This window comes from Rhizobium rhododendri, from assembly GCF_007000325.2.
GTDB lineage: Bacteria > Pseudomonadota > Alphaproteobacteria > Rhizobiales > Rhizobiaceae > Rhizobium > Rhizobium rhododendri.
Genome location: NZ_CP117268.1, coordinates 1,143,216 through 1,157,206 on the forward strand (window position 1 = coordinate 1,143,216; position 13,991 = coordinate 1,157,206).

General features: G+C 54.4%; 12 protein-coding genes and 1 pseudogene. 6 read left to right on the forward strand and 7 right to left on the reverse strand.

From position 1 onward, the window contains the following. Positions 1 to 479: 479 nt before the first annotated feature. A complete protein-coding gene (gene ltrA / locus PR018_RS22995; protein WP_279621403.1) occupies positions 480 to 2,303 on the forward strand; it encodes a group II intron reverse transcriptase/maturase in 1,824 nt (607 codons plus the stop codon). Positions 2,304 to 2,442: 139 nt separating this feature from the next. Further along, a pseudogene (locus PR018_RS28560) lies at positions 2,443 to 2,635 on the forward strand (IS630 family transposase); the annotation flags it as partial. 61 nt (positions 2,636 to 2,696) lie between these two features. On the opposite strand, the gene PR018_RS23000 reads toward PR018_RS28560, so the two are convergent. Continuing rightward, positions 2,697 to 3,575, reverse strand: coding sequence for a hypothetical protein (locus PR018_RS23000; protein WP_142832597.1), 879 nt, complete (start codon positions 3,573 to 3,575; stop codon positions 2,697 to 2,699). Between the two features lie 480 nt (positions 3,576 to 4,055). On the opposite strand from PR018_RS23000, the gene PR018_RS23005 reads away from it, so the two are divergent. Further along, positions 4,056 to 4,220, forward strand: a complete 165-nt coding sequence (locus tag PR018_RS23005; protein ID WP_153816504.1) for a hypothetical protein — start codon at positions 4,056 to 4,058, stop codon at positions 4,218 to 4,220. A gap of 125 nt (positions 4,221 to 4,345) precedes the next feature. Here PR018_RS23005 and PR018_RS23010 read toward each other — a convergent pair whose 3' ends face one another. Then, on the reverse strand, positions 4,346 to 5,020 hold the full coding sequence (locus PR018_RS23010; protein ID WP_142832596.1) for a class I SAM-dependent methyltransferase: 675 nt from the start codon (positions 5,018 to 5,020) through the stop codon (positions 4,346 to 4,348). Positions 5,021 to 5,288: 268 nt separating this feature from the next. On the opposite strand from PR018_RS23010, the gene PR018_RS23015 reads away from it, so the two are divergent. Continuing rightward, complete coding sequence (locus tag PR018_RS23015; RefSeq protein ID WP_111223089.1) at positions 5,289 to 6,368, forward strand: IS630 family transposase; 1,080 nt, start codon at positions 5,289 to 5,291, stop codon at positions 6,366 to 6,368. 49 nt (positions 6,369 to 6,417) lie between these two features. On the opposite strand, the gene PR018_RS23020 is transcribed toward PR018_RS23015, so the two are convergent. Beyond that, positions 6,418 to 7,245, reverse strand: coding sequence for a class I SAM-dependent methyltransferase (locus PR018_RS23020; protein WP_161991047.1), 828 nt, complete (start codon positions 7,243 to 7,245; stop codon positions 6,418 to 6,420). Positions 7,246 to 7,574: 329 nt separating this feature from the next. Here PR018_RS23020 and PR018_RS23025 point away from each other — a divergent pair, with 329 nt between their 5' ends. Together PR018_RS23025 and PR018_RS23030 are read left to right on the forward strand one after the other, a co-directional pair. Beyond that, positions 7,575 to 8,063, forward strand: coding sequence for a hypothetical protein (locus PR018_RS23025; protein WP_205470436.1), 489 nt, complete (start codon positions 7,575 to 7,577; stop codon positions 8,061 to 8,063). A gap of 625 nt (positions 8,064 to 8,688) precedes the next feature. Then, positions 8,689 to 9,588: a HEPN domain-containing protein gene (locus PR018_RS23030; protein ID WP_142832586.1), complete on the forward strand. Its 900-nt coding sequence runs from the start codon at positions 8,689 to 8,691 to the stop codon at positions 9,586 to 9,588. Between the two features lie 663 nt (positions 9,589 to 10,251). On the opposite strand, the gene PR018_RS23035 is transcribed toward PR018_RS23030, so the two are convergent. The 4 genes from PR018_RS23035 to tnpA all read right to left on the reverse strand — a co-directional run bounded on the left by PR018_RS23035 (position 10,252) and on the right by tnpA (position 13,263). Then, the gene (locus PR018_RS23035) at positions 10,252 to 10,836 is read right to left on the reverse strand and encodes a plasmid pRiA4b ORF-3 family protein (protein ID WP_219271068.1); all 585 of its coding nucleotides are present in this window, start codon (positions 10,834 to 10,836) and stop codon (positions 10,252 to 10,254) included. Further along, complete coding sequence (tnpC, locus tag PR018_RS23040) at positions 10,836 to 12,494, reverse strand: IS66 family transposase (protein WP_142832615.1); 1,659 nt, start codon at positions 12,492 to 12,494, stop codon at positions 10,836 to 10,838. Before tnpC ends, PR018_RS23035 begins: the two co-directional genes overlap by 1 nt. Before the next feature lie 77 nt (positions 12,495 to 12,571). Further along, positions 12,572 to 12,919: an IS66 family insertion sequence element accessory protein TnpB gene (gene tnpB / locus PR018_RS23045; RefSeq protein ID WP_046119556.1), complete on the reverse strand. Its 348-nt coding sequence runs from the start codon at positions 12,917 to 12,919 to the stop codon at positions 12,572 to 12,574. Further along, entirely contained in the window at positions 12,916 to 13,263 is a 348-nt protein-coding gene (gene tnpA, locus PR018_RS23050; protein WP_111217014.1) for an IS66-like element accessory protein TnpA, read from the reverse strand. The genes tnpB and tnpA overlap by 4 nt, the downstream gene beginning before the upstream one ends. Positions 13,264 to 13,991 lie beyond the last annotated feature (728 nt).

Below are 13,991 nucleotides of genomic sequence, written 5' to 3' on the forward strand. Positions count from 1 at the left end.
TTCCACCGACAGGCTGACCCCGTTCGGCCGTTCGGCAGCAACGCACTCACCTTGGATGCATGAAAGCGCTTGCTCAATGGCTCCGTTTTCGTCAGTGGATCGCCGGCAGACGAATGCATATCCGAAGCAATCCGAACCGGAACGAACGCCGAGCCCGAAGGCAAAGGACGCTCCTCTCTTGCCTACTTCATCCACTTTCGAACGAGATTAGCGTTCACGCCGTTCGCAAGCGACAGCCGAGAGACTGAAACGCCGGGCTCTACACTAAACACGCGGCAACAAGCTGATCTCTCGACGCAGGCTCATATCGACGGCGGCCATCGCGGCCAACAAGCCGCACATGCAGTTTAGGAGCATCTTCATCCATGATTTGGTGTCCACCTATTTTGGTGGACACTTCATGCCGCAGAGCGCTGCGTTTCAGAAGGTGCGCCGAAATTCGCGCTTAGTGCGGCTGCAAAGCCGATGAAAGATAGTTGATGAAAGTTCAACACGGAGAAGAAGTGGCGAATCACTCTGACCCCGAGTCATGCGGGGCACATCGCGAGGTGTGCGTCGAAGCGTTGACAGGGGAAACCGGCAGGCCGGCCATTGAGCCGCGAAATGATCAATTCGGGATGCCGACGCTGTTAAGCGAAGCGGAAGGCAACACGGTGCATGGCGTCAATCGCAAGCCATGTCCCGATCCCGCGCGGTCGGAGACCCTGTGCATGCCGGGAAGTCTTTCATACGGAAGCAGCGAGATCTCATCAGTGTCCAGTGCGAATGGACTGGACGGGACTGGGAAGGTCGTTGACCACAAGCCAGTCATCGACGCTGATGAGAAGTCGGATACGCCCATAGTACTGCAGAAGTTGCCGAACAAAGGAGATGATCTCGCGGAGGCAATGGAGGGAAGGGGTGTAATCGGAGGGAACGCCGTCGAGACTCCAGCGTGCCGGACGCAGAGCCGGATAAAACACGCTTCGATGGGGATCGAAGGTGTACGGGAAGCCGCCAAACGGAACCCGAAGATGCGTTTCACGGCGCTGATGCACCACATCACTCCGACGCTATTGGTGAAGAGCTTTCATGCGCTTCGCAAGCAGGCGGCGAGTGGAGTGGACGGCGTGACGTGGTACGACTATGAGAAGACACTCGAAGGGCGCGTGCACGAACTACATCGGGAGATTCAGTCCGGTGCGTATCGTGCACAACCGTCCCGACGGGTCTACATTCCGAAGAATGACGGAAGACTCCGTCCACTCGGTATTGCAGCGTTGGAAGAAAAAGTCGTGCAGATGGCCGTGTCCACGGTTCTGAACGCGATCTATGAGCAAGACTTCCTCGGCTTCTCATACGGGTTCCGACAAGGAAGGGGACAGCATGACGCGCTGGACGCCTTGTGGGTTGGGATCGACAAGCGGAAGATCAACTGGATATTGGACGCGGATATTCGCTCGTTTTACGATGAAATCGATCACGAGTGGATGCTCCGTTTCCTGTCGCATCGAGTTGGTGACCGCCGGCTGATACGTCTGATCTACAAATGGTTGAAAGCGGGCACGATTGAGGATGGCCGCCGCGTGGCATCGACGCGAGGAACTCCCCAAGGATCTGTAATTAGCCCCGTGCTATCGAATATCTATCTGCATTACGCATTGGATTTATGGGTCCAGCAGTGGCGTACTCGATACGCTAAAGGCGACGTGATCATTGTACGTTATGCCGACGACAGCGTGATTGGGTTCCAGTACGAAGGAGAGGCGCAGCGCTTTCTGCAAGCATTGCGGGAGCGTCTCGCTCAGTTCGGCTTGCAACTACACCCGGGAAAGACGCGGCTGATACGCTTTGGGCGGTATGCTGCGCGACAATGCCGGGAACGTGGTATCCGCAAGCCAGAGACTTTCGACTTTCTGGGATTCACGCACTGCTGCGGCAGGCGGCGCAATGATGGAGGCTTCAAGATTGTCCGTCTGACAATTAAGAAGCGAATGCGCACGACGCTGGCGGCCATTCGGGAAACGCTAATGCGACGGCGCCATGAACCCGTGGCTGTAGTAGGTCGGTGGCTAAGGCAAATGTTACAGGGGTATTTGAACTACCATGCGGTGCCCGACAATCTGAGAAGATTGGGAGGGTTCCGCTGGGAAGTTGGTCGCGCCTGGCGACACGCTTTGATGCGTCGAAGCCAGCGACACCGGCTGTCTTGGGATCGTTTCCAAAGGCTGCTTCGCAAGTACCTGCCGCCATGTCGTCTGCTGCACCCGCATCCAGATGCTCGGTTCACCGTCACAACATCCGATAGGAGCCGTATGCGGTAGTGCCGCACGTACGGATCTGGCCGGGGGGCGATGGGCAACCATCGTCCCTACCGGGACCAGATGAGCTAAGTCGCAAGCCCTAAACCGCGCCTCGTAGACACAAAATGCATTCGCCGGACACTCACCGCTTACTGTCAATCTGCGCGTTCGTGTTGTTGCTGCGCTTTCAGGAGGTCCAACGCATTGACAAGCCGCCGAACGTTTCGGTGTGAGTGCTTCGAGCGTCAGCCGCTGGAGAAACCTGCAATTACATCAGGAAGACGAACGGTCTGGCCGCTTGGCGGGGACCGCAATTCCGCAAGACCGAAGCGCACGGAGACAAGATGGTAGTCGATTCAAGCGGCAGAATAGGGAAACCTCGCTAATCGGGCCGAAGAAAAGGAGACCACATCACTACTTTTCAATATCGACTGTCCAGCCCTCTGGCCATATGGGCACAGTGCAGGTGACTTGTCTACAATTGTCGAGCACTTGCTCCCAAGCCTTGCCACGCGTGAACACGGTCCAATCCTGACTATACCACGCAGAAATATTTACCGTAAGGGCGAGTAATAGCGGAATCCTCACGAATTTTGGATGTGACTTAGAAGCAAACATGAACGCAAGAACGATAGCACTACTCGAGATAAAGTAATATCGGCCCCCATACACAGGCTTCAAAAAACCATCAGCATCACCGATCCCAGCGAACGTTTGTGTTATGCTAGCGCTGAAACCGACTAACAACGCGAACATAGCCAGCGGTCTTGCATGCGATGCTAGTTTAATCGGCATGCTCAATATCAGGGTCGATATTGCGAGAAATGCTATTCCGTCAGCTAGTGTTAAATACTTGGTGCCCAAAGCCGATGCCAATGACGGAGTAATCCACAGTCCGAGAATGCTGTGAAGCACTGTCGGGAAAACTAGTATCGAAAAGCGGTGTTCGAAATGCCTTGCAACACCAGGTCCATTGAGGATGCAGCCGACTTGAATCGCGACACCAATAAGGAGCACTGCGGAAATAATTAGGTGCGCTCTTGATTGTTTCACTACCCCAACCACAAGAAACGCCGGGAAAAGGATTCCAGATGGTATGCCCGTCCACCCGTATATGATGGCCAAAACGTAGATCCAAGGCGAAACTTTTTCACTTGGGAAATGCCAAAAAATAACAAAAAATAGTATCGCAGACGAGTACCACTGTATGTTTGTCGCCGTACCGAATATTTCGAATGACATCGCAACCGAAGCGACTAACGCTGAAGCGATGATGGCTGTAATTGGGTCCAACCCGTTGTCTTTAGCGGCTCTCGCGATGGCGTACGGGAGCGCCGATGCAAAAAGAATACTCCCGTAGGTTGTAACCGTCGGTGCTAGCAATGAAGGCGCAGCTGATGAAATGCTTACGAGTAGATTTGTGAGAAATATGAAGTTGCTATTGGCGGTGTAGAATAGCGAGCTTATCCAAGACAGCTTTCTGATGTACTGAAAATATGTGCTACCTTCTTCAGCCCAAAATCTGGGCTCCATAAATATGGACGGTGACCTAACAAATGAGAAGCAAAGAAACACGAGGATGCAAATGGGAACCAAATACCGAAAAACAAATCGGTCATTTTCGTAGCTACGCATGTTATGATGTAACCCTCGGCGCTTAAAACCTACTCATTAACTTACGTCAGATGAGGAGGCAATTACATTCCGACTAATTGCTGGACTAAATGTTCGCCTGGGGCCGGGTGACACGTCTCACAATGCAGGTACGGTCGAATGACCAAACCAAAGCAGATCAACAAAACCAAACTGCTGGCCGAATGGGCCAGACGTGTGATGTATAGCCGCGCAAAACTGACATTTTCAGACCGGCGTCATTTACTTGGCGTCAAATCTGTCACAACCAAAACTGCTTCGGAGCCAACTTTCTTGGCAATTTGAAACCCACATTTAAGTGGCTGTCGATCAGGTTCCTTTTTGAGACGATAATGTGATTGCAGTGTTGGCCCACATCAACGTCCTCTGAACAGTAATTCCTTGGACTTCAAATCAGAGTACGCAATGTCTTATAATGGCTTTTCTGCCGTAACAAGAAACTGCTTCCCGAAAAAACGCCAAGCTAACGGTATCGCTAGATAGGCTTTGATCAAGAGGTCATGCGTAGGCTGTTTGTTGGCCATTGTAAACGGCAGAAACCGACCAATATTTTCGACGACGTTATAACCATTCATTTTTAGTCCCTCTGCCAGAGAAATGTGAGATAGTTCTAAATAGTGATCGTAGAAATCCCAATACTCTTTGTAGGCATATTTAATGTTCGGCCCCAAAACTATAAACTGGCCGCCTGGCTTTAGTACGCGCAAGATTTCCTTCAACACGAGATCGCACGTCTTTTTATCCGGCAGGTGTTCAAGAAAGTTCGATGTGAAAACACGATCAAGCGTGTTTGACGGGATGTGGGAAAGGCGATCCGCCATCGATGACTCAAAATTTACAGCGTTGTCCAGGTAAGTTGCGGCCTCAGGGTTGAGGTCAACGGCATATTTTTTATGCACATCGATATTGTTGATAAACTCGCCGTAGCCGCAGGCAAGATCCAAAATGCTGCCGTCTTTTATCACCCGGGCATTAAAATAGTTTGCACACAAAACTTTCCAAACACGATTGCGCTTCTGCAGCCCGGTATCACCGAAGCGTGTCCGGTAAATTTGCATGACATTCTCGGCCGACTCGATCGCCATCATATATCTCCATGTATGATCATTGAATCATAGGAGCATATTATTTGATAAATAGAAACTTTCTTCAATTTGATCATCGAGTTTAAGAAGAGTGAGGGCAACTTCTGTGCGAAATGACGGCTCCTACGCTGTACCGCCCTTAGTCGACATAAGTATCCAATAATATCATGCCGCAATTTTTTGGGGGAGTTGAAACCTAGTGGTTACCGCCTGACATAAGAGTCCCGTATGGGATTCCATTTGCTGGGTTGGCATGCGAGTCTGGCGCATGCGCACAGGAATATCGTTCACCGTTTCGCCAACAGATCACCAACGCCTGATGGCCTTGACCAGGGATCGCAATGCGCCCCAAAAGCACGTCTGGCGGGCCGAGATCATCCTGCTGAGTGCCGATGGCGTCGGGACTGTCGAGATTATGCGCCAGACCGGCAAATCGAAGACCTGCGTATGGCGCTGGCAAGAGCGCTTCGCCACAGAAGGCGTCGAGGGTCTCCTGCGCGACAAGACGCGGCCGTCGCGTATTGTGCGGCTCGGACCCGATGTCGCCGAGCGTGTGGTGGCCCTGACGCTGGCTGATCCGCCGGGCGAGACGACGCACTGGACGGCCGACATGATGGCGACGGCCGCCGGCATCAGCGCCAGCGCAGTCAGGCGTATCTGGAAAGCGCATGGCCTCGCACCTCATCGGTGGCGGCAGTTCAAATTGTCCAACGACCCGAAATTCGTCGACAAGCTGCGAGACGTTGTCGGCCTCTATGTTGATCCGCCAGCCCACGCCGTCGTGTTGTCGGTCGATGAGAAAAGCCAAATCCAGGCGCTCGACCGCACCCAGCCGGGCCTGCCGATGAAGAAGGGTCGGCTCGGCACCATGACCCACGACTACAAGCGGCACGGCACAACCACGCTGTTTGCCGCCCTCAACGTGCTCGACGGCACCGTCATCGGCCGCAACATGCAGCGTCATCGTCATCAGGAGTTCATCCGCTTCCTCAACGCCATTAACGCCCAGGTGCCGGACGACAAGGCCGTCCACGTCATCCTCGACAACTATGCTGCCCACAAGCATCCCAAGGTGAGAGCCTGGCTCGACCGTCACGAGCGTTTCACCTTCCACTTCACTCCGACTTCAAGCTCATGGCTCAACGCGGTGGAGGGTTTCTTCGCCAGGCTGTCGAAGCGGCGTCTGAAACGCGGCGTTTTCCATTCCGTCGTCGATCTCCAGGCCGCCATCAACCGTTTCCTCGTTGAGCACAACAAAAAGCCAAAGCCCTTCACTTGGACCGCCGATCCCGACAAAATCATCGCCGCCGTTAAACGCGGGCACCAAGCGTTAGATTCCATCCACTAGCAGAATACACATGAACGTGCTCAAAGCTATATCGGTAGTGGTGGTTGTCTTATTTTGTCAGCGCTATGTAAAATTCGAAATCGTGCTGCTCTAGGGCGAGAGTTTCATGAGACCAAACGCTCCGGAATGGAGCAAAGTTCTTCCGAATATAATCAACGAGATTTAAAAAGCCGTTATATTCCCAGACGTGGTAATGGATTGAAGCTCCACTACTCATCGCTTCCTTACATGTCTTAGGAAGAGGCATCTCACTCGTGTACGCAAGTGAATAAAATTCCTCAAAATGTTTCATGTCGCGGTCCAAGCTTGGATCAAAGTAATCAAGAACTAAATGCTCGAGCGTCGTTTCTGGACGAAGTCGGTCAAAAGTTCGTCGCTTATCGGGCACAACCAGAAGGAGTGTACCCCCTTCGCGCAAACATCGATATGAATGAACAATCGCTCGTATCGGATCACGCGTGTGCTCGACCACATGGGACGCAATGATAAAATCCAGAGATGAGGCGCCGACCCCTTCAAGACTAGAAAAATCCGTCATTATTGTAGGTATAACTAGGTCATCGGTCGGCTCGCCTGAATATATCTCTCGTATCTCCTCATAAGTATAGCGATCTCCATACAGCACATCGCAACTTAGGGGAACAGGAAAAGGACTCGCTAACGCCCCGATTTCCAACCCTACTCCAGCTAGTCTCGATGCAGCTATCTCGCGCATATCGCGGCTGCTGAGACCGCTCGGAGGGCTCTTATAGTCAGATAGACTCCAGCGCTTCGGAGCAATTTGGGCGGGCAGCAAGCAGTGCAATACTTCCTCGCCCACCGTCAGTACGTCTTCAGGCCAACGAAGCCCCGCATCAATAATCCAGTCGGCACTCATAACAAGGTGGCGTCTTCCTCTTCGGCAAAAGTACACTCGATCTCCGAAAACGGGTCCTTTTGAGCAAAAAAGTGAACCTTCCAGTTTGGGGGTCGAACAAATTGACATAGTGCCATCCCTTCAAGCTGTTGGCAGCGAAACCCAACCGGTATTGCCTGAAAACAAGCAATCGTCCTATCGACCGGCGGCAATTCATTCAGGCTATTTGCAAATGACAAGTAATAGAGCCGGCGAAAATAGTTCCTATCAGCTTTATGGCCACGAATGTGGCTCCACGCAAGAGTATGGATGGACCCGTCTGCGACATCGATACCTGACCGGAGTTTAGAATGAAGCGCTTTCTCATTGATTCTGCCATCATGGGCCTGGCACCTGCAGTTTCAGCACAGGAGGCCGTTGTTGGCGCTGATCATCCGGACGCGCTGTTTACCAGCAGCGACCCGAAATTGAACACCAACAAGCAGGCTGCCTACAACATTGTGAAGGTGCTGCTCGATGCCAATCATTGGGAGATGACGGACAAATGTCTGACCGCGCGCTTCTTTCAGCACAGTCCGAACGCCGTCTCCGGCCGCTGGGGCGTCATCGACTACTTTACCAAAGTCCTCGACAAGCAGCCGTCAGCCATTCCCGACAAGATGAAAAACGAAGATTGTCTCGGTAATCGCCGAAGGCGAAATCGTGACCGTGAGCTATCCCAGGTGGTACGGGACGCAAAAGACCCATCGATGTCTTACACCACGACCTGGTTCGACAGCTTGCGGTTCGTGGACGGCAATGCCGATGAGTATTGGGATCCGGCGACGAAACCCAATTAAGTCGCGCCGCCCGTTATTTTCTTCGGGAAACAGGCACGCGCGCATTAACCGAAGAGAATTCCAAAAAAATGCGCCAGACATCTAAGCCGGTCGTCCGGGAGAGCCACCGTCTTTCTCGCAAGCTTTGCGAGAGATGAACGTGCCAACATTGCAGACGATGATCTTGAAGATCTAATACAATCGCCTAACAATCGTTCATGGACCAAAATTTAATTAAAAAGTATCCCGCTCATGGAACCTCTATGCGGCCGATTTCCGCAAAATTACTTTGCGTGAGATCGCCGACATCGCCCCAACGGCCGCTCAGCTTTCCATTCCTTAGTCGCGAAATACCTAAACTCGAAGGCAGTGCGCTTCTCGCCGATGAAACGCGGATTGAAGCGGTCGACGGGCCCGGCGTCGGCAATGTTCATGTGTTCCTTCGTAAGAGCTTTTAACTTCTCATGTAATCCTCCACCAGACAGCCCTCTCGTCGAGTGTGCCGAAAGAACAACCTTGGCTCACTGATGGCGAAAAGCAGATAGCCTAGCAGCAGCGCGTCATCGCTTGCTTTTTTGCCATTTGCGTCACAGAATCAATTTTTCGCAAGGTTGGCATTTCTAAACAAAATTTTCATGAGGCCGTTTTGACCTTCCCCGAGCAACTCGATCATCTGCCCCCCACAAAACGCCGCGAGCTTTCTCGCATCGTGCAGATCATTTTTGAGGAGTTCGAGGACGCCCAGAAAACCAAGCTCTCCGAAAAAGGTCGCGCTGGACGGATTCTGAAGCTGATCCTGTTCGGCTCCTATGCCCGTGGTGACTGGGTGGAAGACCACAACAGCGGTTACCGCTCCGACTACGATCTGCTTGCCGTCGTCAACACCAACCGATTCGCTGAGGAGAGCGACGTCTGGCTGAAGATCGACGAACACTTGACACAAGAGTTTGCCGTTACCCGGCACCTCCAGACGCCGGCCAAAGTCATCGTTCATAGCCTCCCGGACGTAAATGATAAACTAGCCCGCGGCCTGCCCTTCTTTGTCGACATCGCCCGTGATGGGATCACGCTATACGAAGTCCCTGGGCATCCGCTAACCAAGCCAAAGCCACTGACGCCAGAGGCTCAGCGCCAAGAGGCGCGACGGCATTTCGAACAGTGGTTTCCAAATGCTAAAACGTTCTCAAAAGGCGCAAGCTTTTATCTCGGCGAAGGGGATCTAAAGCACGGCGCCTTTTTGGCGCACCAATCAGCAGAAAGCTTGTATCACTGTGTCCTTCTCGTCTTGACCCTGTATAGCCCGAAATCGCACCGCCTTGGCATGCTCAGAACCCATGCGGAGCGCATCGATCCACTCTTAATTGAGGCTTGGCCGCGCGACACAAAGTTTGCGACGAGATCCTTCACCCGTCTCGACCGTGCCTATGTCGATGCCCGCTATTCAGCCCACTATGAGATCACCAAGGAAGAGCTTGATTGGCTTGTCGACCGAATCAAGCAGCTTCAAGACATCGTCGCACAGATCTGCGCCGAAAGGCTTAAATGAAGGTCTGAACTTGAATTACGATTTGACGACTGTGCTCAGCATGTTGTCGGGCAGACTGAAGACATTCCGAATTACACTGCAAAACTGAATTCGGCGCCTGTCGCTGCCGCAAGCAGTCTACCCGCCCTCTGTTACACATGAGATTCAAGGACAGAGGAGATACGCCTCGCCGTTCAAGGTTTGGCGCTAATAAATCTCGCTAGCGGCCATACAGGCCTTGATCATGGGAGTTTTTGATCTGGTCAAATGGCAGATTGCCTCCTCGGCCGTCAAAGTCGTCAACCTTCCTGTTACCGTTGCGAGTGACATTGTCGTAACGGGCTCCCTGTTGTCCATTTGCTTTAGGACTTTGCTAAGCCTAGCTTAGGGCTCCGAAAGAACTTGGCCGGGCCGGCTGTGCGCTGGTCTCGCTCCATCGTGCTCCGCGCGGATTTACTCCGGACACTGTGGCCAATCATGGTGGACGATTTTCCTCAATCGTTCGTGAGTGGCATTCTGTGCCCGAAGTTTGGTGCGGAGCATTGGCGAGCTTTTGTCCGAAGCTCCTGTCCCACCTGCGGATTTTCAGAGCCGCAAACTCCAGATCGTATCGATCGCTGTCAGATCGGTGATGCATCGGTACAGATCGACATTCGAAGTATGCATTCGCCGAGGACCGCAGGTTCAGCTTTTCTTTCGCGATCGGCGCTTCCATTTTGCAGCTAAGGCCTCGACGTTTTTGCGGAGATTGGCGGCGTCGACATCGCCAGGATCGTAGTGCGCATCGCCCCACCATTCCACAAGTTCGTGGTGACGCTCATGGTTGGTGTCCGCAATGGCCTCGCGGAACTCTTCATAACCCCACGGACCGCCGACATCCTCCGGTGGACATCGTCCGACAACGTCAAGCAGGAAGGGATCGCCGAAGCCGGCGGTCGCCGGTAAAACCTTTTCGATTTTCACGGTGTGCGTCCAGCCGTCGCCGAAGTCATAGAGATACTTGAATGATTTCGCGCCGATATCTTCGATGGCAGCAAGAAGCGTTTCTTTGCGTGCATCGATGGGACCATCAAAGCCGCCATCAGGCACGCCGAACCCGATGTCACGGATCCTGAACTCATACAGATGGCTGTTGGTCCAGCCGAAAGCCTCTTGAAGAACCTCATGAAGCCGGTCAAGCCGAATGCGGAATGGGACGACAACGCGCCGCATCACCAAGGGATCAACGTCATCGAGCGTGATCTTTAAGCGAACGAGAGGACCTGCCATCAGGCCGCCTGCCTCAGTGGCGATGTTGTGGTTTCCCGCCAATTCCAGGGGAGAAGCTCATCAAGACGGCTGACTGGATGGTCGGCGATGCGGGCAAGGACATCGGCAAGCCAGGCCTGTGGGTCAATGCGATTCATTTTCGCGGTGACGATCAGGCTGTACATGGCCGCCGCCCGCTGGCCCCCTCGATCGGAACCGGCAAATAGCCAGGCTTTCCGACCGAGCGCCACACCGCGCAGAGATCGCTCCGCACAATTGTTCGACAGGCAAATGCGCCCGTCGTCGAGGAAACGAATGAAGGATTCCCAGCGGTTCAGCATGTAGTCAAACGCCTTTGCCAAGTCATTGTCGCGCGACAACCTGGCGCGGTGTTCGCGTATCCATATCTCCATGTCGTCGATCAGCGGTTTTGACAACTGCTGGCGGATTGCTTTTCTCTCATCGGCCGTACGGCCATTGATATGGCGCTCGATTTCGAACAGTGCGTCGATCCGCTGCACCATGTTCAAGGCGACCGGCGAGATGACGGCGGCATTTTTACCCTGCGCTTTTCGGCGCGCGTTGGCCTCCAAATCGGCTTGCGCAAAGAATGGTCGCCTCGCATGCGCCCAACACGCCGCCTCATGAATCGGGCCCGGACTTCGATCAGGAAGATAGAGCTGGCCATAGCCCGTATAGGCATCCGCCTGAAGGATGCCGCTATAATTGGCCAGATGCGCCTGTGGATGTTCGCCGGCCCGGTCCCGGGAATAATAGAACATCGCCGACGGAGGCGCCGTTCCGCCAAACGGAGCATCGTCCTTGACGTAGCTCCATATCCGACCGGTGACGGTCTTGCCGAGAGCGAGAACCGGCACGGTCGTATCATCACCGTGGATCCGTTCAGACGCGAACGTATGGCTTTCAATCCGCCTCACAAGCGGGGCAAGGACCTGGCAGCACGCGCCAATCGCGTCTGCTGCTGTCGACAGACTGACTGGCACACCTTCCAGGGCAAAACGTTCGACCTGGCGATTGAGGGGAATGTGCTGGCCGAACTTGTCGCAGAGCATCATCGCCAAAAGGCTCGGACCCGCCCATCCTCTCGGTATGACATGGAAGGGTGCAGGTGCCTGACTGATCTTCTCGCAGTCACGGCAGGTGAACTTTTCCCGCACCGTCTGAATGACCTTCCAGCTACGCGGTACGCTCTCCATCGTTTCGGTGATGTCTTCGCCGAGCTTGCGAAGCCGTTCACCGCCACAGCAGCTGCAGGCAACCGGACCAGGCACCACGACACGCTCACGCGGAAGATGTTCCGGGAAAGGCTTCTTGACGGGCCGCTTGCGCGTAAAGCCGGTGACCGCAATCGCAGCAGCTGCAGCAACGGCCATTTCGGCGGCAAGCTCATCTTCAGTCGCCGCCGCTTCGGCGTCCTCAAGCATCAGCTCCATCTGCGCGATCAGCCGCGCTGTCCGTTCCGACTTCTGACCGCGCAGTTCCCGTTGCAGCTTTTCGATATAGACTTTCTGGCGAAGAATGATGGCCTGATCGTCGGCCTCCTTGGCCTTGGCAACAGCCAATTCGGCCAAAGCAGTAGCCCGTTCCGACCGCGCAATCGCTAGCTCTGCTTCCAGGGCTGCAGCATGATCACGGTGATTTCCCGAGCCGGTTTCCATGCTCGAAGTGAATCACAAAACCACTGATTTGTATAGCTTTTCTTGGTGCTGCCGCACGCAATCCCGCCAAAAAAACGCTATCCCGCGCTCGTCGGGCGCCATGTCTGCTGCGGGTTTCGCCAGTCAATTCCCTCAAGCAGATAGGACATCTGGCCAGCCGTCAGCGCAATCGCTCCACCCTCCGTCGCCGGCCAAATGAAACGGCCGCGCTCAAGCCGCTTTGCGTATAGCGAAAGGCCAATTCCGTCATGCCAAAGAGCCTTGATCAGCCGGCCACTTTTCCCCCGGAAGACAAAAACGTCCCCCTTGAACGGATCACGGCCCAGACCTTCCTGCACGATCAGAGCAAGACCCTGCATCCCTTTGCGCATATCGCAATGGCCGCTCGCAATCCAAACACGCACGCTCGAACTGATCGGGATCATTTGAGCGCTCGCATTACTGCTGCGGCAAGATCACAAGGTGCCCCGGACGAAATCCTCACCTTGGTACCGTTCGCAAAGTCCACAGCGATCGTCGCCGCAACGACATCGCCACCGCCCGCGGCACCCACGACCGTCGCGGGCACGAAGGCAGGACCATCCGTCACCGCAGCCGACAGCGCCTGGCGGCGCCACGTGTAGAGCAGCCCCGTCGAAACATCAAAACGACGCGCTACCTCCGACACATTTGCACCCGGCGCGAATGCTGCCTCCAGAATTTCCAGCCGATCAGCCGGTGACCAACGACGACGCCGTTCTTGACCCGTCAGCAAAATGGCCTGTGCCATAGTTCCTCATTGCGCTCTTAATTCCACTCTCAAGAGCGCAAAATCACGATATCGCAAAAAACTCGCAAGGCGGTCCACGCCGTAGGGATACCATTCGAACCAGTTTATTTCGACAGATCCGATTTGGCCCGTTTCAACACCCCAGACGGTCCTATGCCGTTCTCTATACGGCTAGAAAAATCGAGGGAGCCTTTGCAGAAACATTCCTCCGGACGCCTCGCAACACCCTCATCGATATCGGGCTTCTCGAAAGAAAACCTATTAGAAGGCTTGTCCGCGACCGAGGGCGCCCTTGATCACCTGACTGTCGGGGACTTGCAGTGGCTGGTGAGACTGCGCGGAGGTTCCCATTCTGGCCTGCACTATCGCGAGGCGCAGGCATGGACCTGGCTGGTTGCGGCGATCGAGACCTGTTCTAGTTCGAAAAGCTGGCATATATCCCCTCCTTCGCCGCGTGACTGGGCAAGGGGAAGCTCTCGGGTCCGATTGGCCGACGGAAAGCAAGGGAGCCCGCTCCGCTTGTTAAGCGGGCTGCAGAGCTCGCGGCGAACTCAGCAGGGTCGAGCGCGCCTTCACGTTCTCTGGTCCTCCCATTGCGCTGGCCTCGCCTTCACTGCCGAAACGGCTTGGCCATGTTCCCACAGATGCCCCGCAGATATCAGCGGCGGCTCGATTGCCCCCGCTTAAATCGAACCAATGCATTAGGACTTTCGGTGCCCCTACCGCAG